At 65.3% G+C, this 25,962-nt stretch carries 20 protein-coding genes; 13 read left to right on the forward strand and 7 right to left on the reverse strand.

Annotated features, from left to right (window positions below; genetic code table 11):
• Window positions 1–39: 39 nt before the first annotated feature.
• Window positions 40–312: a WXG100 family type VII secretion target gene (locus F7O44_RS17800; RefSeq protein ID WP_162451627.1), complete on the forward strand. Its 273-nt coding sequence runs from the start codon at window positions 40–42 to the stop codon at window positions 310–312.
• Window positions 313–430: 118 nt separating this feature from the next.
• On the opposite strand, the gene F7O44_RS17805 is transcribed toward F7O44_RS17800, so the two are convergent.
• On the reverse strand, window positions 431–1,489 hold the full coding sequence (locus tag F7O44_RS17805; RefSeq protein WP_222851463.1) for a LacI family DNA-binding transcriptional regulator: 1,059 nt from the start codon (window positions 1,487–1,489) through the stop codon (window positions 431–433).
• A gap of 182 nt (window positions 1,490–1,671) precedes the next feature.
• Here F7O44_RS17805 and F7O44_RS17810 point away from each other — a divergent pair, with 182 nt between their 5' ends.
• The 8 genes from F7O44_RS17810 (at window position 1,672) to F7O44_RS17845 (ending at window position 16,582) form a co-directional block, all read left to right on the forward strand.
• Window positions 1,672–2,955: an ABC transporter substrate-binding protein gene (locus F7O44_RS17810; protein ID WP_162451629.1), complete on the forward strand. Its 1,284-nt coding sequence runs from the start codon at window positions 1,672–1,674 to the stop codon at window positions 2,953–2,955.
• A 74-nt stretch (window positions 2,956–3,029) separates the two neighbouring features.
• Window positions 3,030–3,902, forward strand: coding sequence for an ABC transporter permease subunit (locus F7O44_RS17815; RefSeq protein ID WP_162451852.1), 873 nt, complete (start codon window positions 3,030–3,032; stop codon window positions 3,900–3,902).
• 74 nt (window positions 3,903–3,976) lie between these two features.
• Window positions 3,977–4,798 carry an ABC transporter permease subunit gene (locus F7O44_RS17820; protein WP_162451853.1) on the forward strand — a complete coding sequence of 274 codons (822 nt, stop codon included), beginning with the start codon at window positions 3,977–3,979 and terminating at the stop codon, window positions 4,796–4,798.
• The gene (locus F7O44_RS17825) at window positions 4,795–6,996 is read left to right on the forward strand and encodes an endo-beta-N-acetylglucosaminidase (protein WP_162451630.1); all 2,202 of its coding nucleotides are present in this window, start codon (window positions 4,795–4,797) and stop codon (window positions 6,994–6,996) included. Before F7O44_RS17820 ends, F7O44_RS17825 begins: the two co-directional genes overlap by 4 nt.
• Window positions 6,997–7,117: 121 nt before the next feature.
• Window positions 7,118–10,189 carry an alpha-mannosidase gene (locus tag F7O44_RS17830; RefSeq protein ID WP_162451631.1) on the forward strand — a complete coding sequence of 1,024 codons (3,072 nt, stop codon included), beginning with the start codon at window positions 7,118–7,120 and terminating at the stop codon, window positions 10,187–10,189.
• Between the two features lie 172 nt (window positions 10,190–10,361).
• Window positions 10,362–11,033: a hypothetical protein gene (locus F7O44_RS17835; protein ID WP_162451632.1), complete on the forward strand. Its 672-nt coding sequence runs from the start codon at window positions 10,362–10,364 to the stop codon at window positions 11,031–11,033.
• 126 nt (window positions 11,034–11,159) lie between these two features.
• Window positions 11,160–11,822, forward strand: coding sequence for a hypothetical protein (locus tag F7O44_RS17840; protein WP_162451633.1), 663 nt, complete (start codon window positions 11,160–11,162; stop codon window positions 11,820–11,822).
• Window positions 11,823–11,917: 95 nt separating this feature from the next.
• Window positions 11,918–16,582 carry an FtsK/SpoIIIE domain-containing protein gene (locus F7O44_RS17845; protein WP_162451634.1) on the forward strand — a complete coding sequence of 1,555 codons (4,665 nt, stop codon included), beginning with the start codon at window positions 11,918–11,920 and terminating at the stop codon, window positions 16,580–16,582.
• Window positions 16,583–16,587: 5 nt separating this feature from the next.
• On the opposite strand, the gene F7O44_RS17850 is transcribed toward F7O44_RS17845, so the two are convergent.
• Genes F7O44_RS17850 through F7O44_RS17860 form a run of 3 tightly spaced genes read right to left on the reverse strand, consistent with a single transcriptional unit; the run spans window position 16,588 to window position 18,610 of the window.
• A complete protein-coding gene (locus tag F7O44_RS17850) occupies window positions 16,588–17,169 on the reverse strand; it encodes a hypothetical protein (RefSeq protein ID WP_162451635.1) in 582 nt (193 codons plus the stop codon).
• A gap of 16 nt (window positions 17,170–17,185) precedes the next feature.
• Window positions 17,186–18,289, reverse strand: coding sequence for a hypothetical protein (locus tag F7O44_RS17855; RefSeq protein ID WP_162451636.1), 1,104 nt, complete (start codon window positions 18,287–18,289; stop codon window positions 17,186–17,188).
• 6 nt (window positions 18,290–18,295) lie between these two features.
• Window positions 18,296–18,610 carry a hypothetical protein gene (locus tag F7O44_RS17860; RefSeq protein ID WP_162451637.1) on the reverse strand — a complete coding sequence of 105 codons (315 nt, stop codon included), beginning with the start codon at window positions 18,608–18,610 and terminating at the stop codon, window positions 18,296–18,298.
• Between the two features lie 172 nt (window positions 18,611–18,782).
• Between F7O44_RS17860 and F7O44_RS17865 the strand changes: the two genes are divergently transcribed.
• The 4 genes from F7O44_RS17865 to F7O44_RS17880 all read left to right on the forward strand — a co-directional run bounded on the left by F7O44_RS17865 (window position 18,783) and on the right by F7O44_RS17880 (window position 23,600).
• Complete coding sequence (locus F7O44_RS17865) at window positions 18,783–19,121, forward strand: hypothetical protein (RefSeq protein WP_162451638.1); 339 nt, start codon at window positions 18,783–18,785, stop codon at window positions 19,119–19,121.
• Window positions 19,122–19,183: 62 nt separating this feature from the next.
• Window positions 19,184–21,217: a DUF6571 family protein gene (locus F7O44_RS17870; RefSeq protein ID WP_162451639.1), complete on the forward strand. Its 2,034-nt coding sequence runs from the start codon at window positions 19,184–19,186 to the stop codon at window positions 21,215–21,217.
• Window positions 21,214–21,822, forward strand: coding sequence for a hypothetical protein (locus F7O44_RS17875; protein ID WP_162451640.1), 609 nt, complete (start codon window positions 21,214–21,216; stop codon window positions 21,820–21,822). The genes F7O44_RS17870 and F7O44_RS17875 overlap by 4 nt, the downstream gene beginning before the upstream one ends.
• Window positions 21,823–22,331: 509 nt before the next feature.
• The gene (locus F7O44_RS17880) at window positions 22,332–23,600 is read left to right on the forward strand and encodes a hypothetical protein (protein ID WP_162451641.1); all 1,269 of its coding nucleotides are present in this window, start codon (window positions 22,332–22,334) and stop codon (window positions 23,598–23,600) included.
• Window positions 23,601–23,628: 28 nt separating this feature from the next.
• Here F7O44_RS17880 and ndk read toward each other — a convergent pair whose 3' ends face one another.
• From ndk to F7O44_RS17895, 3 genes are all read right to left on the reverse strand, one after another.
• Window positions 23,629–24,039, reverse strand: coding sequence for a nucleoside-diphosphate kinase (ndk, locus tag F7O44_RS17885; RefSeq protein WP_162451642.1), 411 nt, complete (start codon window positions 24,037–24,039; stop codon window positions 23,629–23,631).
• 129 nt (window positions 24,040–24,168) lie between these two features.
• On the reverse strand, window positions 24,169–25,311 hold the full coding sequence (locus F7O44_RS17890) for a hypothetical protein (RefSeq protein ID WP_162451643.1): 1,143 nt from the start codon (window positions 25,309–25,311) through the stop codon (window positions 24,169–24,171).
• Between the two features lie 6 nt (window positions 25,312–25,317).
• Entirely contained in the window at window positions 25,318–25,821 is a 504-nt protein-coding gene (locus F7O44_RS17895) for a hypothetical protein (protein ID WP_162451644.1), read from the reverse strand.
• Window positions 25,822–25,962 lie beyond the last annotated feature (141 nt).

The following is a 25,962-nucleotide window of genomic DNA, read 5'->3' on the forward strand; positions in this document are numbered from 1 at the left end:
TTCTGGCGCGTGCCTGAATATCGATATAAGGAGTTAAACATGTCCGTAGGTGGCGAGCTCGAAACACTGCGGGACCTGCACAGTACTTTTGTCGCGAAGGCGGACGACGCCGACGGCATCAAGACTGCGGTCACCAACTCGCTGGACAGCGCCGTGTGGGACGGTGCCAACGCGACCAAGTTCAGGGAAGCCTGGGACGACTACAAGAAGAACCTCGACACGCTGCGTGATGCGCTTGAGGATGCAGCCGAGGACGTGAAGATCAACCACAACAACCTCGCGCAGGCAACCGGCGAGGACGACCGCATCTGAGTGTGCGTACCAAAAACCCGCCTCCGTTCAGCGGAGGCGGGTTTTTCGTCCCCTCTTCCCGGCTGATCGTCTGTGGGGTGATGGGCGCGCACTCGCGAGAGTTGCACTTATCAAGTAGTCAAGCGGCTGGTGCGGTGCTTTCCCGGACCACGAGACTTGGCGTGTCTGCCTGGACGTGCCAACGGGAATGCGGATCGGAGATCACCGACATAAGTGCCTCGGCCACTTGAATGCCGAGGGCATAGGTGTCTCGGGTCAGCGCGGTGAGTGCCGGGTGCATCAGCTGGGTCAGCACTGAATCGTCGAACGAGATGATCGACAGCTCTCCCGGTACCGAGACGCCCATCTCCATGGCGACGCCCAGGCCCGCGACCGCCATGACGTCGCTGTCGTAGATGATCGCGCTGGGACGGGGCCGCCCAGACAGCAGACGGCGGGTGGTGGATGCGCCCTCGGAATCGCTGAAATCGGTGTGCACCGTCTGCACATGCTCCAGCGCCAAGCGTTGCGTCCCCTCTTGGAGGGCGCGGACTCGCTCCTGGGTGTGCGCGAACGCGGAGACCCCCGCGATGTGCGCGAGACGGGTGTGGCCGAGTGCCCCGAGGTAGTCGATGATCGACGTCATTGCCGCGTGATCATCGGCCCAGACACTCGACAACGAGTCGTGGGGACCGGATCCGCCCAGGATGATGGCCGGCAGACCGAGCTGTTCCACGGCCGGGATGCGTGGATCGTCGACCTTGAGGTCCACGAGTACGAGTCCGTCGACCCGATGCTCGGATGCCCAGCGATGGTAGACGTCGATCTCGGCCTCGGTGTCTTCGACGATCAACAGTTGTAAGGCGATGCCCTCAGCGGACAAGCCGGCCTGCAGGCCGGAGAGCAGATGGGCGAAGAAGGGCTCGACGCCCAGCGTCCGCGCCGGGCGGGCAAAGACGAGTCCCACCGAGTCGGTTCGCGCTCCGCTGAGGGCACGTGCGGCACGGTGCGGGCGCCAATTGAGCTCTTCGGCAATTCGCAGGATCCGGCCCCTGGTGTCGGCGCTGACACCAGGGCGCCCGTTGAGCGCGAACGACACCGCGCCTTTCGACACGCCTGCACGGCGAGCGATGTCGCTGATGGTTGGCCGGGCCGGGGCATTCGGCTCCACGGTTTCATCTCCGGTGTGCTGAGGCACGTGTGCGTCCCTTCCCTGTGCAGCCATTCTCCCAGGCGACCGACGCTGATCTCTTGACAGTCCTGTCTGCCACGTCCATAGTTACGGAACTAGACCGGTTTATCAAATCCCTGTCGTGCTGTTTCGGGACTCAGGCGAGTCACCAGGTGGCCGACTCGACAAACCGCACGGATGGAGGGCAGATGGCACGGACGATCTGCTGGATAGCCGCCACAACAGCGCTTGCTGCCGGGTTGGCAGGATGTGGCCTAGGTGGCGGAGACGACCAAGCTGAACCGGTTGAGGTAACCGGTGAAATCGAAGGTGTTGTCACCCTGCAGACATGGGCGCTGAAACCGAACTTCACCGACTACGTCGAAGAAGTGATCGAAGGGTTCGAGGCAGAGTATCCCGATGTCGACGTGAGGTGGCTCGACCAGCCGGGTGAAGGCTATTCGGAGAAAGTGCTGAGCCAGGCGGCGAGCGGAGACCTGCCTGACGTGGTCAACCTACCGCCGGACTTCGCCCTTCCGCTGGCGGAGCAGGGCATGCTTATTGATGTCGACTCGGTGGATGAGGCATTACGCGAGGAATATGTTGACGGGGGCGTCGCGGCGTACGAATTCGCCGGGATGGACGGCGTCTTCGGTTATCCGTGGTATCTGAACACGGACGTCAACTACTGGAACGCCGAACTGCTGGAGGAATACGGCCTGGACGGCGACTCTCCGCCGACATCCTTCGAGGAACTGGTCGACCAGGCCAGGATCATGGCCGAGGAGTCCGGCGGCAGCGCGCATCTGATGAGCCGCAAGCTGGAACTGGGTGATTTCGTCAACGCCGGGATCCCTGTGTTGTCCGAGGACGGCAGCGAGTTCGTTTTCAACACCCCCGAGGCCGCGGCGCTCCTGGACGAGTACCGGGACGCCTTCGATGAGGGACTTCTGCCGCGTGACGTGTTGACCGATGCCTACCTCGGCAACAGCCAGCTCTTTGTGGAGGAAAAGGTGGCCTGGAGCACCGGAGGTGGCAACTTCATCAACGGTATACGCGAGAGTAACCCCTCACTGGCGGAGAAGGTGGTGCCTTCTCCCGCGTTCGGCACGCCGCCGCTGTACGTGCAAGGCCTCGGGGTGGCCCGCGACAGCGACAATCTTGCCGCCGCGGTCGAGTTGGCGCGATGGGTCACCAACGCTGAGAACCAAGCCGAGTTCGCCAGGATCGTGCCGGGCATCTTCCCGAGTACCACAGCGTCAGCTGAAGATCCGTTCTTCACCGACAGCACCGGTACGAACGACGACGACGCCAAGGTGATCGCCTTCGAGTCGCTCGCCGAAGCGCAGGTGCTGCAGCCTTATGAGGTCGACGACGCGATGTCGGACATCATCAATCAGCAGATATCCCTTGCGATCAGTGGCGAGGTGACCTCACAGGAAGCGCTCGATACGGCCGTTGAGCGATGCAACAACCTCCTCGGCACGTCCTGATGACGCTGACCGCGAAACCGGAGCGTGGCGCGGCGCGCACGGGGCGCCGCGCCACCCCGGCAGCCTCCAGGGCCATCCGGCAGCAGCGGTGGTTCGCGCCGTTGCTGCTGGTGGCCCCCGCCGTGGTGTGGCTGGCACTGTTCAACATCTGGCCATCGATCAACACCGTTGTGCTGGCGTTCACCGACGCCAAACCGCTCGGCGGCGGCTCGTTCATCGGTACAGCGAACTTCGAACGGCTGGCCAGCGACGACCAACTCGTCTATGCGCTGATCAACAGCATCGTCTACATGCTGGTGTGCCTGCCGCTGCTGACAGTGTTGCCGTTGCTGCTGGCCCTGCTCGTGGAGAAGAAGCTGCCGGGCATCACCTTCTTCCGCACCGCCTTCTACACGCCGGTGATCGCCTCGGCGGTCGTGGTCGCGCTGATCTGGAACTGGCTGCTCGACGACCGCGGCGCGATCAATGCAATCGCCCAGTCGCTCGGCTTTCTCAGCGGCCCGCTTCCCTTCCTGACCGACCGCTGGCTGCTGTTGTTCAGCGCGATCAGCCTCACGGTGTGGAAGGGCCTCGGCTACTACATGATCATCTACTTATCGGCGCTGGGTAACGTCAGCAGGGAATTGCATGAGGCGGCGGCCGTGGACGGCGCGGGTGTGTTCCGGCGGTTCATGGCCGTCACCGTGCCGGGCGTGCGCAACACGATGCTTCTGATCATGGTGTTGATCACCGTCTCCGCCCTGCGTGTCTTCTCGGAGCTGTTCATTCTCACCAACGGCACGGGCGGACCGGGCGGTCGGGTGATGAGCGTGGTGATGCTGATCCAGATGTATAGCCGGGGATTCACCGGAGATCTTGGCTACGCGTCCGCGCTGAGCATCCTGCTCTTCGTCATCACCGTCGGCCCGATGCTGGTACTGGCCCGCATGAACCGGAGGTCGTCGTGAGCGCAACCGATCACGCCACGCCAGGGGTGGACGCCCGCCCGCGGTCGCGCCGGCGAGCCTACGCCTTCAACTCGATGTCACCCCGCGAGAAAATCCTCCGGTACGTCTTGATGCTCGTGGTGCTGCTGATCACCGTCGGCCCCTTCCTCTGGCAGCTCTCGACGTCGTTGAAGGGCGCGACGGAGAACATCTACACCGCGACCCCCAGCTTCATCCCGGCTGAACCGACCCTGTCCAACTACGTGCGGGTCAGCGAGACCGTCCCGATCTGGACGTTCGCCCAGAACTCGCTGTTCGTCGCCTTCGTCGTGGTGCTCGGCAACGCAATCGGGGCCACTCTGGCCGGCTTCGCTCTGGCACGATTGAGATTTCGCGGCGCCAAGCTGATCTTCGCGCTGATCCTCGCCACCCTGATCCTGCCTGGCGAGGTCACGATCATCGCGCAGTACATCACCATCCGGGAGATGGGCCTGGCAGACACGCTGATCGGAGTTGCGCTGCCCGGCACCATCGGGATGCTCAACATCTTGCTGATGTGGGCCGCCTTCCGGGCCATCCCGCAGGAGCTCGACGATGCCGCGAAGGTGGACGGCGCCAACGTCTGGCAACGGTTGCGCCATGTCGGCCTGCCCAACGTCCGCGGCATGCTCAGTGTCATCACGATCTTCGCGTTCATCGGTGCCTGGGACGACTTCCTGTGGCCACTGATCGTGCTGACCGACCCGGCCAACTACACCCTGACCGTGGGCCTTCAATACCTCAACGGTGCGTTCAGCGCCAACCCACGTGTCATCGCCGCGGGCACGATGATCGCGTTCATTCCGATCGTGATCGTCTTCGCGGTGTTACAGCGGTTCTTTTTCCGAGGAGTCGAAGAGGGAGCGATCAAAGGATGAGCCAGAATCGCAGGAGAATCTCTCGCCGAAGCTTGCTTCTGTCCACCACGGCGGCCGGTGCGGCCGCATTGGTCGGGGCACCAGCGCAGGTGATCGCCGCGACACCGCTCCAGCGCCGGCAGCGCCAGAGCGGCGACCTCGCCACCGAGCCGCAGGCCTTCTACTGGTTCCCGGAGACGCCTCCCGAAGGGGCGCCGGATCCAGGAATCGTCTGGCAGGGTCTGCTGGACTGGGACCCGGCGGCCGAACCCGACGTGCCGTTCAACACCGCGACCGTGCCTGTTGCGGATCGGTTCACGCCGGTGCCGGCCAACTCGAGCGCTCGCGCCGGGCAGGGTGCAGTGCAATCACTGGTGGCCTTCGCGGGTACGGCGGGTAATCCTTCCCAGGGCAGCGCGACGGCGTCGTACTACGCCTTTACCCACTGGGCGTACATCGAGGAGTTGGTGTTCTGGGGCGGTTCTTGGTGGGAGGGCATCATCCTCGCGCCGAACGCACCGGTGGTGGACGCGGCACATCGTGCCGGGGTCGCGGTACTCGGTAACGTGTTCCTGCCGCCTGTCGTATACGGCGGGGACCTGAAATGGCATGACGAACTCGTTCAACAGGACGACGACGGCCGGTTCCCGGTAGCCGACAAACTCATCGAGGTCGCCGGCGTCCTCGGTTTCGACGGATGGTTCATCAACTCCGAGACCGAAGGCGGCGACGGCGAGCTCGCTGATGCGACCCGCGCCTTCCTCGCCTACCTCCAGCAGCACAGCAACCTGCGGATTACTTGGTACGACTCGATGATCACCACCGGAGAGATCCAGTGGCAGAACGAACTCAACGAGCGCAACGATGTGTTTCTGCAGGACGGGGACGCGCGCGTCAGCGATTCTATGTTCTTGAACTTCTGGTGGAACGAGAACATGCTCGCTGGCTCGGCCGAGCATGCCCGGGAGCTGGGGCGGTCCCCGTACGAGCTGTATTCCGGTATCGACACCGAGGCGCGCGGCTACACCACGCCGGTGGACTGGGAAGCACTGTTCCCGGTGGATGGTGACCACACCACGTCGCTCGGCATCTACCGTCCGGAATGGACATGGCGCTCGCTTCCTGGCGATCATCAGCCGGCCGAGTTCCACGAGCGCGACGATCGGTACTGGGTCGGCCCGACCGGTGATCCGGCGTCGGCGCAGCCGGGCTCGGACTGGCCGGGACTCGCGGCGTTCGTCGCCGACCGGCCGGTCGCGGTCGGCTTCCCGTTCGCCTCCGCCTTCGGGACCGGCCACGGCACCGGGTACTGGGTCGACGGTGAGAAGGTGAGCGACCAGGCGTGGAACCATCTTGGCGTCCAGGACATCCAGCCGGCCCGGCGCTGGGTGGTGCGTGGAGCCGACGCGTCGCCGCGATTCGACTTTGATGTCGCCTATCAGGGCGGGGAATCCGTGGCGTTCGATGCCCACCCGGAGCCGTCGGTGGTGGAGCTCTTCCGGTTCGGCTCCTTCGTCGAACCGGGCGCCGTGGTGGAGCTGGTCCACCAGGGGGACGCCGATCTGGAGATCGGCGTGGCCACCGAGGTTCCACGTGCGCCCGGGGCCGAACCGTCGTACCGATTCCGGCCGGTCGAGCGGGTGCGTCAGGCCACGGGATGGACGATCTCCCGGGCCGGCCTCGACGACGTCGCCGGGGAGAAGCTGCACGTGCTCGCGCTCCGGTTCTCCGCGCGGCAGGCCGGCACCTGGCATCTCGGCCAGCTGAGCGTGCTCGGCCGCCGTCCGCCCCGGCCTCCGTCCCGGGTCAGGGGATTGCGGGTCCAGCACACCTGGGTGGGCGACGACGAGGCACGGCACGTCCGGCTCTTGTGGGACCGGGCCGGCGACACCCACCACTACGAGGTCTACGTCCGCCACGGCAGGACCCGACGTTTCCTCGGAGCGACCGGTTCCGGCGCGTACTACGTGCCCGATCTGCCGGCCGGCTCGGACGCCGACGCCCCAAGCACCGCGGGTTCCGATGCTTCGGGGCCGGGTGCTGCGGGTTCGGGTGCTGCGGGTTCGGGTGCTGCGGGTTCGGGTGCTGCGGGTTCGGGTGCTGCGGGTTCGGGTGCTGCGGGTTCAGGTGCTGCGGGTTCAGGTGCTGCGGTGATCGAAGTGGTCGCCGTATCGCAGCTCTTCGCCCGCTCGGCTCCCGCCGTCGTCCCCCTCCGGTGATCGTGAGGGCGTTGTGGTCGCTCCTCAGCGACCACAACGCCCTCACGATCACCAAATCGCGACCACAACGCCCTCCCGATCACCGATAAAGAACATGCCAAAATGAGGAGCTGAACACCGTATGCATCATGACCGCTCGCTGATCGAGAACCGGATCGAGCGCGTCCTCCGGCAGCGGCTGCGCCCTGCCGTGCACCGCACTGTCGCGCCGCTGTCCGTGGCGGCTTGGCACGTCAATGGAGGTCAGGGTGAGCCTGTCGACCCGCCCACCGCGCTGCCCGGTGGACCGGGTGCGGAAGGTGGTGTCGAGTACCGCCCGGCCGGCGTCGGTGATCGCTGGGGGCCGGCGTGGGGCACGTCGTGGTTCCACCTCACAGGCGAGGTGCCAGCGGATGCGGCCGGTCGGCGGGTGGAGCTCGTCGTCGACCTGGGATGGGAGGACCACTCGCCAGGATTCCAGGCCGAGGGGCTGGTGTATCGCCCGGACGGATCGGTGGTCAAGGGCCTCAACCCACGCAACAGCTGGGTACCGATCGGTGACACTGCAACCGGCGGCGAGCAGATCGATCTTTACGTCGAGGCGGCCGCGAACCCGCTGATCATGGATTCCGATCCTTTCAGCCCCACGGATCTGGGGGAGAAGACCACTGCGGGCGGCGAGCCGCTCTATCGGCTCAACCGGATCGACATCTGTGTATTCGAGAGCGACGTGTGGGAGCTCGTCCAGGACATCGAGGTCCTGGACGGGCTCATGCGGGAGCTGCCCGAAGGGGAGCCCCGACGTTGGTCGATCGAACGAGCGTTGGAACGTGCCCTGGACGTGCTGGATCTGCAGGACATTCCCGGCACGGCCGATTCTGCCCGGGAAGAGTTGCGCGATGTGCTCGCGAGTCCGGCGAACGCGAGCGTGCACCGGATTTCGGCGGTGGGTCACGCGCACATCGACTCCGCCTGGCTGTGGCCGACCCGCGAGACCGTCCGCAAGGTGGCGCGGACCAGCTCCAACGTCGTGCAATTGCTCGACGAGTATCCGGAGATGGTCTTCGCGATGTCTTCGGCTCAGCAATTGGAATGGATCGAGCAGCATCGCCCTGAGGTGTTCGCGCGAGTGGCCGAACACATCAAGGATGGACGGTTCGTCCCGGTCGGTGGCATGTGGGTGGAGTCGGACACCAACATGCCCGGTTCTGAGGCGATGGCCCGTCAGTTCGTCTACGGCAAGCGGTACTTCCTGGAGAAATTCGGCGTCGAGACGGAGGAAGTGTGGCTGCCGGACTCGTTCGGCTATTCGCCTGCCCTGCCGCAATTGGTCCGGCTCTCCGGTTCGCGCTGGTTCCTCACCCAGAAGATCTCCTGGAACCAGCGCAATCCGTTCCCACATCACAGCTTCTGGTGGGAAGGGATCGACGGCACCAGGGTGTTTACTCACTTCCCGCCGGTGGACACCTACAACTCGGAGCTGTCCGGGCGGGAACTGGCCCATGCGGTGCGCAACTTCCGCGACAAGGGTGGCGCTTCCAGGTCGCTCGTGCCTTTCGGATGGGGCGACGGTGGTGGCGGTCCCACCCGCGAGATGATCGCCCGGGCGAGCCGGACGGCAGACCTGGAAGGCTCGCCACGCGTGACAATCGAGAAGCCGTCCGCGTTCTTCGCCGCGGCCGAGGAAGAATACGCCGATGCACCGGTCTGGGCAGGCGAGCTGTACCTCGAGCTGCACCGGGGCACCTACACGTCGCAGGCGAAGACCAAACGGGGCAACCGGCGCAGTGAGCACTTGCTGGCCGAAGCCGAGCTCTGGTGCACCACAGCGGCTGCCCAAGGGTTGATCGAGTATCCGTACGACCAGTTGGAACGGATCTGGAAGCTCGTTTTGCTTCAGCAGTTCCACGACATCCTGCCCGGCTCTTCCATTGCCTGGGTGCACCGCGAGGCCGCTGAGACCTACGAGCAGATCGCGACAGAACTCACCGACGTTATCGTCGCCGCGCAGCGTGCCCTGGCCGGGGACGGCGACGGCACGGTGGTCTTCAACGCCGCGCCCCACACACGCGCCGGTGTGCCTGCGTTCGGGGCGTTGCCGCAGCCCCCGGCACCGGAACCGGTCAAGGTCGAAGCCCGCGACGGAGGGTACGTTCTGGACAACGGCCGCCTGCGGGTGGTGATCGACGCGCGCGGCTTGTTGACCTCCGTGCACGACGCCGAGGCTGCCCGTGAGGTGCTGGCTCCCGGGGCCGCCGGGAACCTGCTTCAGGTGCATCCGGACTTCCCGAATATGTGGGATGCGTGGGACGTCGACCGGTTCTATCGCAATACCGTTGTCGAGCTCACCGAGGCCGACGACGTCATGTTGCAGCCGATGGGTTCGGACGGGATAGCGACCGTCAAGGTCAGGCGGACATTCGGTGACTCACACGTGACGCAGTTGATCAGCCTTGCGCCGGACGTGCGCAGAGTTGATCTGGGCGTCGATGTCGACTGGCACGAGCGCGAGAAATTCCTCAAGGCCGCGTTCCCGCTCGATGTGCACAGCCGGCACGCTTCGTACGAGACCCAGTTCGGCCACCATGAGCGACCGACGCACGAGAACACGTCGTGGGAAGCGATGAAGTTCGAAGTGTGCGCCCATCGCTTCGTCCATGTGGCAGAGCCCGGGTACGGCGTCGCGCTGGTCAACGATTCCACGTATGGGCACGACGTCCGTCGCGAAGCACGGACCGGCGGCGGTACCACCACGACGCTGCGACTCTCCTTGCTGCGCGCTCCTCGATTCCCAGATCCGGAGACCGACCAGGGCCGGCACCTGCTCCGATACGCACTGGTTCCAGGAGCCGGCATCGAGGACGCGGTCCGCGAGGGCGCCGCCATCAACCTGCCCGAACGTGCTGTTCCCGGCGACCAGCCGGTGCAGCCACTCGTGCAGGTCCACTCCGGCACGGGTGTCGTGACGGCGGTCAAACTCGCCGATGATCGTTCAGGGGACGTCGTCGTCCGCCTCTATGAAGCGTCAGGCGGGCGGTCCATCACACAGCTGCAGACCAGCCTTCCGGTCACGTCGGTGGTGGAGACTGACCTGCTCGAGCGGCCGGTGGCATCTTCGGCTCTACGGGGTACGAGCGACGCGAGCGCTCCTGAGCTGCACCTGGGACCGTTCCAGATCGTGACGTTGCGCTTCCAGTTAACAGGTGCCGAATGAGTGAACGCCGCACGATCACCTCGCTGACCTCACGGTGAGCCACTCTGCAGGGACGTGCTGTCGTGCAGGTGAGCATGATGCTCACCTGCACGACATGACGGGTCAACCGAAGTGTGACATTCTGTCGTGTCGGTACTGCGGTGATACGGGACGTGGGAGGTTCTTTTTCGGGATGCGCGCACGGACGGTGGTGGCGGGTGTCGTCGCGTGTTTGGCGCTGCTCGTGGCCTGCGACTCCGGGGAAGAGCCGGCCGGTTTGGAAGCGACGGCTGAGCCGACCGCAGAGCCGACGCCTGAGCCGACTGAGCCGGCGGAAGAGCCAGAACCCGACGAAACCGAGTCTCCGGAGCCGGTGGCGACGTTCACTCAGCCGTACCTGCCCGAGGAATCGGTCGTCGAACTGCGTGACGAGGTACCGATCGAGGTGCCGGACGGCGCCACCGATGACGAAGCCGATGTCATTCGGGCGTTCGGCCGCTATTACGCGATCGTGGAGCAGCACGTGTGGGGTGTGCCGCTCGACGGCGCCGACTATGAGGCCGTGGCCACGGGCGAACGCCTGGACGGCTTGCATGATTCCGCACAGGAGAGGGACGAGCTCAAACGGGTCGTCGTGGGCCCGCCGGTCGACGTTCATGTGGTGTCTGTGGAAGTTGACGGCGATGAAGCGAGGTTGTTCGTGTGCGTCGACACGGGCGAGAGTCTTCGAGTGACAGATGGCAATCCGACGTCGGTCGCCCAACTGATCCAGTTCGATACCGATCTGGTCGTCACTGACGGAGAGTGGAAGGTCGCGAAGACGATCAACATCGATGACGTCGAGGCGTGCCAGGAGGACAGCTGATGAACCCGATGAGGGTGTTACGGTTGCTCCTCACGCTGGCCCTGGCTCTGCCTCTGGGGTCTCATCCTGCCCAATGAGGACGCGCTGGACGAAGCCGTCGAGGCTTGGGACGATGGCGAGACGCCCGTGACGTGGTACAACCTCGAGTGCGTGGACGGCGTGGAGCCTGAATACGCCCGCAGTTACGTCCGGCACTGCGCGATGCTCTTCCCGGACCTGTGCCTGCCGTCGCCGTTCACCTACGCGGTGCACGATGAGACGCCACCGGTGGTGATCGACCCGGAGGAGCTGGCCATGGCCGCGCGTGAATACCTTCATCTGCCCGAACCGGACGTTGACCGTAACCCCAAGGCCGCGGACGCCGGCGGCGCCACCTTCGTCAATCTCGATACCTGGTTCTGGGTCACAGACCCTGACTCGGTGGGCGGTGCCGAAGGCGAACGCAGCGTCCGTGCGTCGATTCCGGAGTACGACGTTTGGGTGGAGGTCACGGCTACCACGCCGGGCCTGGCCTTGGGCTCGCCTGCGGGTGAAACCCGGTGCGAACCTGAACGCGCATTGCGGCAGTGGGAGCCGGGCGGCTCCGATACCGACGCCTGTACCGTGCAGTTCTCTCGTGCATCCCTGGGCTACCCGCAGGGTTTCCCGGTCACTGCGAGCGCCGAATGGTCGGCGACGTGGGTCGGCATGGACGTCAGTGGCGTCGAGCACTCCGGAGACTTCGTCCCGTTGCGGGTCGAGACCGAGGTCAGCGTTCCGGTGGCGGAGATGCAGACTGTGGTGCACTGAGCGGTGTGACCGTTCCGCGTGCCAGCGGCCGGGGCGAAGGCTCGGTACCATGCTGAGCAGATGAGCCGAGCTCGACACGAGGCTGGAGCGGATACGTGCGGCTGTTGCTGAGCGCCATGACGGCGACGGATGGAGACGTCGTCGACTTGGCGGTGGAGTGTGACGACAACGCGACCGTGGCCGATATCGCGCAGCACCTGGCGTCCACCCTGGATGTTCCTGCTCGGGCGCCCCAGATCTTGCACTCCGCGGGCCGGCACCTCGGTGTGGTCGACGACGGCCTGGGCCCGGCTACGGAGACAGTTGAGCCGCCGCAACTATTCGTGGGTAACCTGGCGCTGGATCCGAAGGTTCTCGTCCGGGAATCGCCGTTGCACAACGGTGTGCTGGTCGGTCTCGGCGCACCGCTTCCGGAGGCTTTTGCCGAGCGTACGGGTGTCGTCGAGTTGAGAACCGTCTCTGGTGTCGGCGCGGGGCGGGTCGACAGCCTTGCGCCTGGGAGCTACGACGTCGGCACCAGCCCCGCGGCCGCGATCCAGGTTCTGGATCCGGCGTTGCCAGCCACTGTCTTCCGACTGGATGTCCAACTCGACGGCACGGTCACGATCACCCCCGATCCGGCCGTCGTCGGCGAGATGGTCCCCCCGCCCGCCCGTGAGCACCGTCTCGAGGGACCGATCATCGTCCCGAAGGACGAGAAGGAGAAGAAAAAGAAGAAGCAGCGCCGCAAGCGCCGGTACAAGAAGCTGATGAAGGAGCTCGACCGGCTCAAGCAGCCGCACTTGACGCTCGATCCCGAGGAAGACCGTCCCTACGCGCATATGGACCGGGTGGCGCTGGACCGGCCGATGACGTGGACTCCGGGTACCGCTCTGGTGATCGGTGAGGTGATGTTCGAGCTGGCCGTCCCCGGCACCCCGGATGCTTCGCTGTCACCCAGCCCGAGCGGCGTCACGCTTGACTACAACCGCCCACCGCGGTTGCTCCCACCCCCGCGGCAGACCGACTTCAGACTGCCTACCGAGCCACGGAAGCCGGAGAAGTCGCCCATGCAGTGGGCGATGGCCATCTCGCCGGTGCTCATGGGCGGCACCATGTTCGTCCTGAATGGGTCTCCGTACAGCCTGATGATCATGCTTCTCGCCCCGTTCATGCTGCTCGCGAGGTACAGCGGCTCGAAGAAACAGAAACGGGCCAGCCATCGTACGCAGATGGAGAACTTCGTCGAGCGGATGCAGCGCATCAGCGGGCAGGCGTACGACGCCTTGGTCACCGAGCGTGGGGCACGGCGGCGCGACATGCCGGATCCGGCTGCCATCCTGCTGTTCGCCACCGGCCCTCGAGCACGGCTGTGGGAACGGCGGCGCACCGATCCCGACTGGATGCGGGTCCGTATCGGCACCGCGGATATCGCCAGTGAGGTCGCGCTGACCGATCCGTCGCGGGAGGACCACGAGCGGGTGCTGCACTGGACCGCACCCGACGTCCCCATCGGCGTCGACATGGCTGCCGCGGGTGTCACCGGTGTCGCCGGCCCGGACGGAATCCGCACCTTGGTGGCGGAATGGATGGTGGCCCAAGCGGCGGCCCTGCACAGCCCGGCCGATCTCGAGATCGTTGTCCTGTCCGACCCGGAGGGCGACGAAGCGTGGAACTGGGTCCGCTGGCTGCCGCATGCGCGCCGCGGCGACGACGCCGAGATCATCGCACAGGTGGGCAGCGACGAAGAGACCACCAATCGCCGAGTGGGCGAATTGATGTCCATCATGGAAGCCCGCCGGGCGGCTCGGGATGGCAAAGGCGGCGCGCTCTCCGGCGGCCGGAGCGGCAACTCCACTTTCCCGCCGGTGCTGGTGGTCCTCGACGGGGCTCGCCGGATCCGGCTGATCCCGGGTCTCGTGACGCTGCTGCACGAGGGCCCGGCGCTCGGCATGCTGTTTCTCTGCATCGACACCGAGGAGCAACAGCTGCCGGAGGAATGCCGCGCCGTGGTCCACGTCGGCCCCGGCAACTCCACCACCGTCCGGGTCACCGAGGTCAAGACGGTTGAGGGTGTCCGCGCGGACATCGTTCCGCCTGGCTGGTGTGAGCGCCTGGGCCGCGCACTAGCTCCCATCAAGGACGTCAGCTCTGAGGACTTGTCCTCGACGCTGCCCACCTCGAGCCGGCTGCTCGATGTGCTCAAGCTCGATCCGGTGACGCCCGAGGCGATCGAACGCTGGTGGTCCCAGGTGGGCCGGGCGACCAGGGTGGTCATCGGCGAGGGTTCCGAGGGTCCGTTCTCCATCGACATCCGCGCGGACGGGCCGCACGGCCTGGTCGCGGGTACTACCGGTTCGGGTAAGTCGGAGCTGCTGCAGACCATCATCGCCGCGCTGGCGGTGGCCAACCGGCCGGACGAGTTCACCTTCGTTTTGGTGGACTACAAAGGTGGTGCGGCGTTCAAAGACTGCAACCACCTGCCGCACACCGTCGGTATGGTGACCGACCTCGATGGTCACCTGACCACGCGCGCCCTGGCGAGTCTCGCCGCTGAGCTGCATCGCCGCGAGCACCAGCTGGCGCATGCCGACGCCAAGGACATCGAAGACTATCTCGCCGGCAAGGACCCCGACGACGAGCCGATGCCGCGGCTGATGATCGTCATCGACGAGTTCGCCGCGCTGGTCGCGGAGCTCCCGGACTTCGTGAAGGGTCTCGTGGACATCGCGCGTAGAGGCCGGTCGCTCGGAGTGCATCTGATCCTGGCGACGCAGCGGCCCGCGGGTGTCGTCAGCGCCGAGATCAAGTCGAACACGAACCTGCGCATCGCGTTGCGGGTCACCGACCGCACTGACAGCCAGGACGTGATCGAGTCCGGTGAGTCGGCGGAGATCCCCAAGTCGCTGCCCGGCCGGGCCTACGCCAGGCTCGGGCATTCGGCGCTGTACCAATTCCAGTCCGCTCGCGTCGGTGGCCGGCCACTCGCGCCTGATGCGGGCGCGTCCGTCGGATCGCGGCACATGTCGTGGAAGAGTATCGGGCGTCCGCCAGAGGCCAAAGGGGGAGCTCAGGCCGAAGAAGACGTCAGCATCCCCACCGACCTGGCGAGTCTGGTAGAGGCGGTGACCGAGGCGTCCGAGCGCACGGGCATCAAAGCCCCGCCGCCGCCGTGGCTGCCGCCCCTGGCCGATATCATCACCCTCGACCAGTTGTTCACTGAGGAAGGCGCCTCGGTGGGCTCCGGCGATCAGATCCGATTGCCCTTCGGCATGTCGGACATCCCCAGTGAGCAGCGCCGTTCGGTCGCCTATTTCGATGTCTCCGACGGATCGCACCTGTCGGTGATCGGTGCGCCGCGAAGTGGCCGGTCCACGGTGCTGCGGGCGCTGGCCGGCGTGATCGGACGCGAGGTATCGCCGCGCGACGTTCATCTCTACGGGGTCGACTGCGGCAACAACGCCCTGCTGCCGATGGTTGGGCTGCCACACACCGGAGCGGTGGTCACCCGCGACCAGCCTGATCGCCTGAGCCGGTTCACCTCACGGCTACGGGGCGAAATCGCACGGCGGCAGCAGTTGCTGGCCGAGCAGGGATATGCCGACGTGGGAGAACAGCGGGCGCACGCACCGGAAGACAAGCGGCTGCCGTACCTCATCGTGCTCTTCGACCGATGGGAAGGGTTCAAGCAGGCGTTCGAAACCTACGACAACGGCCGTCTCCTGGAACTGTGGCAGCAGATCCTGCAGGAAGGCGCCGGGCCGGGTATCAAGGTCGTCATGACGGCGGATCGCTCCGGACTCGTCGGGCGGATGGCGGCGATGCTGGACGACAAACTGATGCTGCGCATGACCGAGGCGTCCGACTTCGGGGCGATCGGTCTGATCAGCCGCGAGGTTCCAGAACACATGGAGCCGGGCCGCGCGTTCCGGGCCGACGGCATCCGGGAGACCCAGGTCGCACTGCTCACCGAGGACGACGCCGGTACCGCGCAGGTAGCCGCGCTGCAAGAGATCGGCCGGGAAGCAACCGAGAGATATGCCGACCTGCCGCGGTCGCAGCGCCCGTTCCGGGTCGACCCGCTGCCGACGAAGATCACCCTGGACGACGCTCTCGGTCTGGCGGAGCGGACGCTGGCCGATACCGAGCTCCCGGTGGCAGTCGGCGGCGACACACTCACGTTGCGAACCCTGGACGCTATCGATCACGGGCCGGGCATGCTGATCCTCGGACCGCGCCGGGCGGGCCGCAGCGCCACTCTGCTGACAGTGGCGACGTCCATTCTCGAGCGCGGCTGGAGGGTGATCCTGGTGACGCCGCGGCGCAGCCCGCTGCGTGATCTGGGTGAACACGAGGGCGTCCTGGGCGTCGTCGACCTCGAGTCGAAGAAGGACGATGTGCTCGAGCTGATGGAAGGCATCGTCCCGGCCAAGGACGCGCCGCCGTCGGCGTTGCTGATCGACGACATCGAGCTGATTGGCGTGGACGGCTGGCTGGTGGACGCCATCACCAAACATCTGGGCAAGCTCCGCGATTCCGGGAGCGTAATCGTGGCCTCCGGCACTACGGATGACCTGGGTAGTTCGTATCGTGGTCCGGTCGCGGCGTTGAAGAAATCACGATCCGGTGTGCTGTTGTCGCCGGGGTCCGCGAGCGACGGCGATCACTTCGGCATCAAGTTGCCGCGATCCCTGGCCAGCGGCATGCCCCCGGGCCGCGGCATCTACGTGGCCGCTGGGCAGTGGCAGCTCGTCCAGGTGGCTGAGGTCAAGGCAAAGTAGGCGGGTCAGGCGTCGGGCACATCGCAGTACGGGTGGATCATGTCGTCGCTGTCGCCGAGTTCCAGATACTCGGCCTCGGTGTACCAGCCCTGGTCCTGCACGTACCACTGATCGTGGTTGTCGTCGGCACCGCGCAGAAAAGAATCGACGGAGATGTTTGCCCGGATGGGGACGGCCGGGTAGAACCGGCCCTCGCCGTCCGCGGACCGCTCGGGGTCTGCCGGGTGGACGCTGATGCGTACGAGGTCCGCCTCGGTCCAGTCTGTGTTCAGTGGCGTGGTTTCGGTGAAGCCGTCCGGCGTGGTCCCCAAGGTGATGTACTCGAGTTCGCCGCCGGCGTCGTCGGCGCTGAGATGCCAGGTGTCGAGTACACGCCGGTTGCCGTCGCGCTCGGTCAGCTCGACGCTGATCCGGCCGACGCCGCCGCATTCGGCGCCGAGCCAGAACTCGAACCGGCCTTCGTCGTCGACTCTGGCGCCGCCTGCTGTCAGCGGCCCCTGTGGCGCCGACCACGGTGCGTCGCACCCTGCGGCGAGCACACCGACGACGACGGCGGCCGCCCACCGCCAATGGGTCCGATTCGCCACCCTGGGGCGCGGGGGCCTAGGGGACACAGCTGTTTCCGCAGGTGCAGGTGTAGCCGCCGTCGGCAAGCCCAGCTTCGATCTCGAGGGGATGTTCGCACGGGTTATTCGGCCCATTGGTGACGTACTCCCAGATGAAGCGGGTATAGCCCAGCCGGGCCCACTGCTCGGCGTGAACCCGTTCGTGCCGGAGGAGCCGTTCGAGGCTCGGCGCGCCCGAACCAGGCGGCGGCACTCCATCGGTGATGGTGTCTTCGAGCACGCTGGCGGGATCGTCGTGGGAACCGTTGAGCACGAAGATCTCGCCCCACATGGTGCCACCGCGGAGCGAGAAGAGGTCGACGGTGTTGGGGATGACATCGAGAGACTTGGGGCCAGGAGCGGCCATCAGGATTCCCTCGGGGGTGGCGACCAGGGCGCCGCCGTTGTTCAGCACGAGGCCGGCGTCGCCGTTACCCATTCCGAACATCGTCGAGTACGACCAGCTGTTGGCATCGCGGCGTTCGTCGCTGAGGCTCGGCTCGCCGCCGTTCAGCAGCTCGATCGCGCGGGCGATCGCCTCAGCGTCGTCGGCGTTCTCGATGCGGCCGTAGGGCCGCCCGTCCGGCGTGCGCCAGAGGGTCACGTCATGCAAGATGTCGAACGTGTTCTGGTCGACGCCTTCCTGAATGGCCCGCTCGACCATGTCTTCGGGGCTGAGACCCGACTGGAGTGTCCATGAGATCCACTCCCGGTGCAGCACCGTGGCGTATTCGTCGATGACACCGGCGTCCTGGAGCAGTTCAATGCTCTCGTTGACATCGGCACGGTGAACCAGGTCGAGGTCGTCGACCAGATCGCCGGTGAACCCGACGACGGTGCCGCCGCCCAAAGCGGGATGGGAACTGTATTCGCTGAGCAACTGCCGGGCCAGGCGGTGACGTTCCCGGAGTTCCGGAATCAGCTCTTCGAGATCCTCCTGGGCATCGAGGAGCTTGCGCAGGTTCGACATGTCCACGCCGAGCCGCTCGAAATCGCGTTCCAGCGGTGAGATCAGGGTTTGCACGCCGGTCAGGGTCGCGTCGAGATCGTCGACCGCGGCCTCGAGCGCGTCGACGTCGATCGAAGCGTAGTCGTCAGTCAACGTCGCTCACCACATCTCCAGTTCGATCCTGAGGACTTCGGCGAGACCCTCCGTGACCAGAGGCTCGAACGCGGACTTCCGGTTCTCGATGTCCTCGACGAGTCGATTGAGCGCGGAGCGCACCGGATCCGCGTGGGGCGCGAGATAGTCGTCGTGGACGTCACGTGCGGCGGAGCCGGTCCATGCCGGGCCGTCGCCGATCGCTTCGGCCGGCCCGTCCATGTTCGGTGTGTCGGCCACAGCCGTCTCGGCCCGCGACTTCAACCGCTCTAGAGCGGTCACGTAGGGATTGGGTACCAGACGTTCGCCCTCGCCGCACATCGGCTCTCCTCTCGGGAAACGCCGTCATTCTAGGCGTAGCCGGTATACGCCGCCTTGTGCTGACAGAATACGGATGTCCGGGTAGCGTGTTGCTGCCTGCGGGACTAGTTGATGATGATTTGCACGAAGCGTGAGTATGAGGTCGTGACCTCTGGATGGTGATGAGCGGTCGATGAGTGGTGATGACGAAACTGAGCTGGTGGACAACGCATACAAGCTCGCCCTCAGCGACGTGCTGCCGCGTGTCCGGGAACAGGTCAGAAACATCGACGGTGCGTTGGAAGCGGTCGTGACGGCCCTGGAGAACGAGGCCTGGGTCAGCACCACAGCCGACGTCTTCGACGAGGAGTTGCGAGACCACAAGCGAAACTCGAGCGAAGCGGGTGACGATTGCGAGGATGCCTTCCAGACCGCTCATGACAATGAGCCGGATGAGGTGCCGGACGACCATCCGAAGGCGCGCTGGAGCGTGGGCGGCAGCTACCCCAGCTCCGGGAACATTCCTTACTGATGGCTCCTCGACGTCGGACTGCGAGATGACGGATGGCTAAAGCTAAGATCATCATTTCCGAGATGCAGAACCTGGTGACTGCCCTCGACGATGGCCGGCAGGATCTGCGTGACGCCCGGCGAGTGCTCGGGAATCAACTTCACTCCTACGAAGTCGATCACACGGTCGGCGAGGACGTTCAGGCGGCGATCGACTGGGCGGATGAGCAGCTCCCGGACGTCCGGCGGCGGCTGGCATTAGCCGAAGCGATCGAACTCGAGCCCAAGCCGGAATGGCCCGCCGGGTATGTCGAGCTGGCGGACGACACCGATATTTCCGACGTTCCGCCCGACGAAGCCGAGCGAAATGGCGCCGACGCAGCCGAAGCACTTCTCGAAGGCAACGAGCCGCTGGATCCCGACGTCGTAGCCGAGATCGAAGCCAACATGGACGATCCCTACTTCGCAGCCGGGTTCGCCCGAAATGCCGACCCGGAGCAGTTGGCCGAGTTCATGGACTTCCAGGATGCACTCGTGGATGCCACCGAGGTTGATCTGAACCTCCGCAACCGCGCTTTCGAGGTGATCGGCGCAACGATCGGCACGGCTACCCGCAACACCGGCGACCTGGCGATGCCGGAGAGCTACGCGCAGTCGTGGGCTGATGCGATGACGGACGAATCGTGGCAAGAAGGCGGCGACGCACCCCAAGGCCAGGCACAGTACCTTGCCTTGTTGATGCAACAGGGCAAGTACGGCACCGACTTCCTCGGACATATCGGGGACGAGATCTACGCGTACGAGCGTGACGCGGACGGCAGTCCCGTGTGGGGCCCCAAAGCACCGATGAACAACATCCTTGACACCAATGGCCAGCCGGTCATCGACGTCATGGCGTCCTACATGGCAGCGTTGGGCAAGAATCCGGACGCTTCGCAGAACTTCTTCAACGGTGGACCGATGGTCACGCTCGAGATCAACGGCGAAGACGTGCGGGTCCGGGAACGGATGCAGTACATGCTGCAGGAACGGACCTGGGACTACGCCACCGACCACACCAACGGCGGGTACTTCGGCGAAGCCTTGGAAGCGGCCACAACCTACTATCGTGATGACGGTATGGACGGGTCACTCTCGGCGGCGCTTGCCGGGCAGACCTTTGCGCTGATTGGCGAGGAAACCCGCACCAACGACGGCTGGAAGATGTGGAACGGCATGCGTGACAGCGTCGCGAACATGCTGGCCAGCTATTCTCCGGACCTCTTGCGGGTCGCCAACAGCGAAAAAACTGATTCGGCTTTTGGGAGTTCGTGGACGGTGTCACCGGAGACCGATCTGTACGGTGACGGTGCACCGTACGGCGTGGTCATGGATCCCGAGCTGATCGAGCAGATTCTCGGAACGTTCGGCGAGGACGGCAACGAGGAACAGCTGGAGACCGTGCTGGCGGGTGTATCCGGCGCATCTCAATGGCGGATGGCTGTCGCACTGGACGAATCGTTGGACGACAAGACCCCGCCGCCAGCGCCGGTCGCGATGCTCACCGGCGGTAACGTGCCGTTGCTGAGCACAGCCACCAACGAGATGGCCGCGGCACTCGGCTGGGTGATCAATGGTGCGTATCACGGGGCGTTGGACGAGGAGGAGCTCGAGAAGAAACGTGCGGAGATGAAGGCCCAGGTTTTCGACGCGCTCACTTCGGTGCCCGGTGTCGGCCCCGCCGGCAAATGGTCCAAGTTCGCCTTTGATCAGATCACGTCTCAGATCAAGGACGAGATCGGCAGCAGCGAGCAGACTGCCAGCGGAGACTTCGCCGACCTGTCCGGTCAGGAGAAGGAACAGCTCGAGCAGATGATCATCAATCAGATGCTCGCCAGCGGCTACTGGGACGAGCAGTACATCGAGGAGGCCAATGGCGGCCCGGATGGGACACGGTATGAGGCTCCTCCTGAGGATGCCCTCGTTCCCGGCAGCGATCCGCCTCAGATCGACTTCGACAGCGATGCCTACCTGCACTGGAAGCGAACGAAGTTCCCGTTGGACGACTTCCTGAATACACACATCTACCCGTCGTTCACCGAGAGTCTCAACGACGGGTTGGGGATGGCTGAACGATGATGCGGCGCGTAGCCGTTCTGGTGGTCGCGGCCGGGGCGTTCTTGCTGGCCGGATGCAGCGGTGATGACAACGGAGGCGAAACCGAGATGGATCTGTCGGATATACCAGCCGTCCCGCCTGAGGGGGAACGGCTCTGTGAGTTCCTCCCCAGGCAGACAGTGGCGCTAGCTCTCGGCACGGACGATTTCGAGGTGACACGCGGGGACGCACCCCGGGACGGCCAGGGCGAACTCGTGTACGCGGCTTGCCACGTTGCGCTGGACGGACAGGACGCTGACGCGTTGGATGTCTCGGTCGACTGGGCTCAAGGCGCCAAGATGAGCGGCTTCGAGCAAGACCTTCGCAATGAGGACTTCAACCAGCTGCCGGAGGAAGACGGGCTGGGCTTTTCGTGGAAACAGACCGCGAATCGTCCGGACGGTTCACGCGGCGACACCGCCAGGGCATGGCTGGTACGGGGCGACCGGCTGATCGACGTATGGATCACCATGCCCGTAGAGGGCCGTGACGGCGAAGCCGATGCTGCGGCGATCGCTCAACAGGTGGTTCAGACGTTGAACATCAGTGACGAGTGGACGCTGCCGGGCGATCCGCCCAGTCGGTGAATGTCGCGAGCAGTCGCGCCGTGTGCGGCTCCTTCTGCGGGTTAGATCGGCCGGTTCCGCATGAATTGCCGCGTGCGGCGCCGGATAGTCGTCGTGAATCTCGCGTGCCTTGGACCCGGTCCAGACCGGGCTGTCGCCGCTCATGGTGTCTCCTGGGTTAGCTGCTACGAGCCTAAGCCAACCTAGATTCTCCGCATGCGTCATCGTCTGCGAATCCTTGTGGCCGCTCCGGTATCTCTTCTTCTCCCGGTGGCGTGCGGGGGACTCCGATCCGGGGCGGTTCGAGGTGCCCCTGGTCGCTGGTGGGGGAGGCCAGGAAGTTGATGAGAACGGTGTCGCCGATAGAACGCAGGTACGCTTGCCGGGTGGAGCCGGCTGAGCGTTTTGCCGGGGTTGCGGGGAAGCCATGGGTCAACACGATGATCTTGCGGACGGCTCGTGATTTGACCGAGCGGCAAGGAGCTTCCCGGTACGCATGTTGCGCACACGCGACTCCTACACTCTGCCTTATGTCTCGTCGGATCTTAGTGAGTGCACTCATGTTGGCCTTTGCCGGGTTGACCGCCTGTACATCGGATTCCGATCCAGACACCGAGCGATTCGAGGTGAATCTGCTCGCCGGCGGCGGTGGCGAGACACCAGCCGACGAGCCCGTCTCGGGCTCCGAAGCGCTCCTGCCGGGTCGGTTGACCAGTCTGATGCCGGGTGAGGACGGCGCGGTGTGGGCCGTTCTCGACGACGACAGGCTGACCCATGTGTCAGCGGAGGGTGACATCACGTTGTTGTCCCCTGAACTTCCACCTGGCGCGATTGAGATAGTGGACATTGCTCCCGCATCCGATCAGGTCTACTTGTTGCTTCGTGGGGCGCCAGGAGACCAGTTCGCAGATGCCTCGGTCTACTCGTTGACTACCGAGGGCGAGATCGAACCCGCCTTCGGTGTGCCTGCCGAAGGGGCCGCTGAGCGTCCAGCCACGCCGGATGGTGAGCGCGCGGACGAAGCACCGCTTGGACGTGTCAGCGATGTTGCCGTCGATCACGAAGACCGGCTTGTGTTTGTTGAACAAATCGCCGGGGCCGGCTACGAAGTTGTGAGTTTGGTGCGCCGGGTCGAAGACGGAATCCTGCATACGGTTGCCGGCACACCGCCTGAACCGGACGCTCCTCTCCCCACTCGGGGAGAGGTGCATCGCGCGGCTTTTCCGGACGAGCACACACCAGCGACCTCCATCCCGCTGCTCGGTCCGGTGCTGCTGGGTGTCAGCCCTGGAGGTGAGGTGTTGCTCCAGACCACTCGCAGCGTGCTTGAACTCGGTGAGGGCTCCGAACTTTCGGTGCGACTCGGTTCCCCGAGCGGATCCCCGCGCCTGCCGAGGCTTTCGGCGGAGGGATTGCTTGCGGATTCCTTGATCGCTCCTACGGTGGAATTCCGCTCCAACTTGCGGCATTTCGTCAGCCCGTCAATGGCTCGTGACGGCGGCATTCTGGCGGCCACATTCGGCGACCCGCCTTCCGCCCCGGACATCCGTGAGCGCTACTTGTGGTCCGTCCAGGGCGGAACGGACCGCGCGCAGCAGATCGCGGACGCGGCCGCGGATGAAGCCGAGAACTTCGCCGGCGTTTACGTGTCACCTGAGGAGCGGGTGGTGACGGCCACGTTGGTTGGCGATGGCATGACTCTGCTGGATGACGGCACCGCAGTGGTGGCGGCCTACGACCATGCATCCAACGAATCGATCATCGTGACCTTCCGCGCGACGGTGTCATCAGACGCGTGACGCTGCGCGGTTCTTGCCGTCGACGGCCTCAATCCAGTTCGGGGAACCAGAGAGCGAGTTCGCGCTTCGCCGACTCGGTGGAGTCGGAGGCGTGTACCAGGTTCTCGCTCTTGGAGATCGACAGATCTCCTCGGATGGTGCCCGGGTCGGCGACGCGGCTGTCGGTGGCGCCGTTCATCTTGCGGACAACGTCGATCGCCTGGTCGCCTTCGAGGACGAGAGCGACCAGCGGAGCGCTGGTGATGAAGTCACGCAGGCCCGGATAGAAGGGCTTCTCGACATGCTCGGCGTAGTGGGCATCAGCCAGCGCCGAGTCGATCGTGCGCTGTTCCATGGCGACGATGGTCAGGTTCTTGCGCTCATAGCGGGACAGGATCTCGCCCACGAGTCCACGGCTGACGGCATCGGGCTTGATCAGGACGAGCGTGCGCTCGGACACGGCGGCGGGCCCCCTCAGTAGGTCTGCTTACGGCGACGAGGCCAGAGCTTACCGGGTAGGACGATGCCCCGTGACACTAGCCATGGTGGTCCTGGCCCAGCGTGCCGTCAGTCGCCTGGAGGTGACGTCCTAGGCAGGCGCGGCGGCCGGCGGTGCGTCGTCGGCGAACTGAGACCACTGGTCACCGAAATCGTCTTCCGGTGCGAGTTCCCCGGTGCCTCGCCCGGCTGTCTGGACGGTGGATTCCAGCAGGCTGTTGAGCTCCTCAGCTTTGGCCGGGTCCGATCGCCGGGCAGCCTCGACAGTTTCGGCGACGGCACGGGGATCAGCGTCGTTGGTGAAGGCGTGCGCGAAGTAGGGGTCGTGCTCATTCCCCTTGAGCTTGGCGATCAGGTCCTCTGCCTTCGGGTCAGCCGATTGGGCTGTGAACAACACCGCCGACTCCTGCCCTCGCTCACGGGAAACGTACGGCTGGTGGTCGGGGACACGATCTTCCGGGTACGCCACTGGCCGGCGGGGCTGGCGCGGGGCGTCTGGCTCGATCCGGAATTCCCCGTTCTCGATAGCCTGCGCCAGCGCGAGACGACGCCGCAGGCCAGGCAGTTCTTCTTCGATCCAGGCGATAACGGCGCCCAGCCCGCGTGCCTCCGGGATGCGGAACTCGATCAACTCGACGTCGCTGAGGATCTTCCGGAGCTCGGCCTCGAACTCAGGGATCTGGTCCCGAGCCCGTTCCATGGCGGCGATCAAGGCGGTCATCGCCTGGATGTCGATCGAGACGCGTCCGTGGTGCGAGGTGTCGTCGTCGTTGTCGTTACCTGTGTGGTGGTCGTCTTCGGGCTGCGAGTGTTCCCCGTGTGTGTCGTCAGAGCCGTCGTCGCCGGGTTCGTCCTCACTCTGGGGGTCGTCCTCGGCATCGTCGGAATCGACGTCCTCGGTGTCCTCGTCCGTGTCCGCTTCGCCGCTGAACTCGGAATCGTCGTCCGCATCGTCATCGCTGCCCGCGTCGCCGCTGGAATCTGTCGTGTCCGTGGCGGCGTCGTCGTCGATTGAATTGCGGTGCCGCCCGGAACCGCCGCTCGAATCGCCAGTGCTTCCGCTACCCGATCCGGAACCGCCGCTGGATCCTGAGCCGCCGTACGACCTGGACGAGGGGGTGTACCCGGGGTCGTATCCAGCGGCCTCGGCGAGGTCGTCGACGGGGGACTTGTCCAGCCCTCCGACCAGCTTGCCGCTCGAGTCGGAGAAATCTCCGCGTGCTTTGGCCGGCATCGCGAGTTAAACCTCCGTCCGCGGTGAGCTGGACAGGTCCGGCGTGCAATGCTCCGGTATCTGGAACTCCGGGTCCACGATCACGAACGGGTCCGTTGGCTCGTCAACGTCGGGTTCGGTGCCGATCAACTGGTCGAGCGCGTTCTGGATGACCTGCACCGTGCCGGCCGCTGAATCCGCGGCTACGCGGGCGTGATCCTCCAGCTCCAACGAGAACTGGTCCCCCCGGCGGCTCACCCAAGCGCCGTCGTGCATCGCCTGGATGGCCGGTTTGAGAATGCTCGCGCAGTCGTCAGCGACGAGGCGGGCCCGTTCCAGCGCGATCTCGAGCTCTTCGCGGCTGACGTGGTCGGTCGGCACCTCGGGGAAATCAGGCGGCCGGCTTTCGGGAATCTCGAACTGCGGCGGACTGATCCGGCCATGGCTGGGTAGCGTGCCGTCATCCCACGCGGGCGGGCTGTCCGGGACAGGGACGTCGATCTCTGGCACCTGGGAGTGGGGATCCGACACGCGTACGGCCCTCCATGCCGGTCTGACTCTGGGTATAACTACCCGTAGCGTACATACCTGTGTGGAACAAGCAAGTGAGACCGCCGATGGCGTTGGGCCTGAAGTGACGCACCCGGGCAAGTCCCTTCGGCGCTCGCCAGC

The organism is Phytoactinopolyspora mesophila (assembly GCF_010122465.1).
Classification (GTDB): domain Bacteria; phylum Actinomycetota; class Actinomycetes; order Jiangellales; family Jiangellaceae; genus Phytoactinopolyspora; species Phytoactinopolyspora mesophila.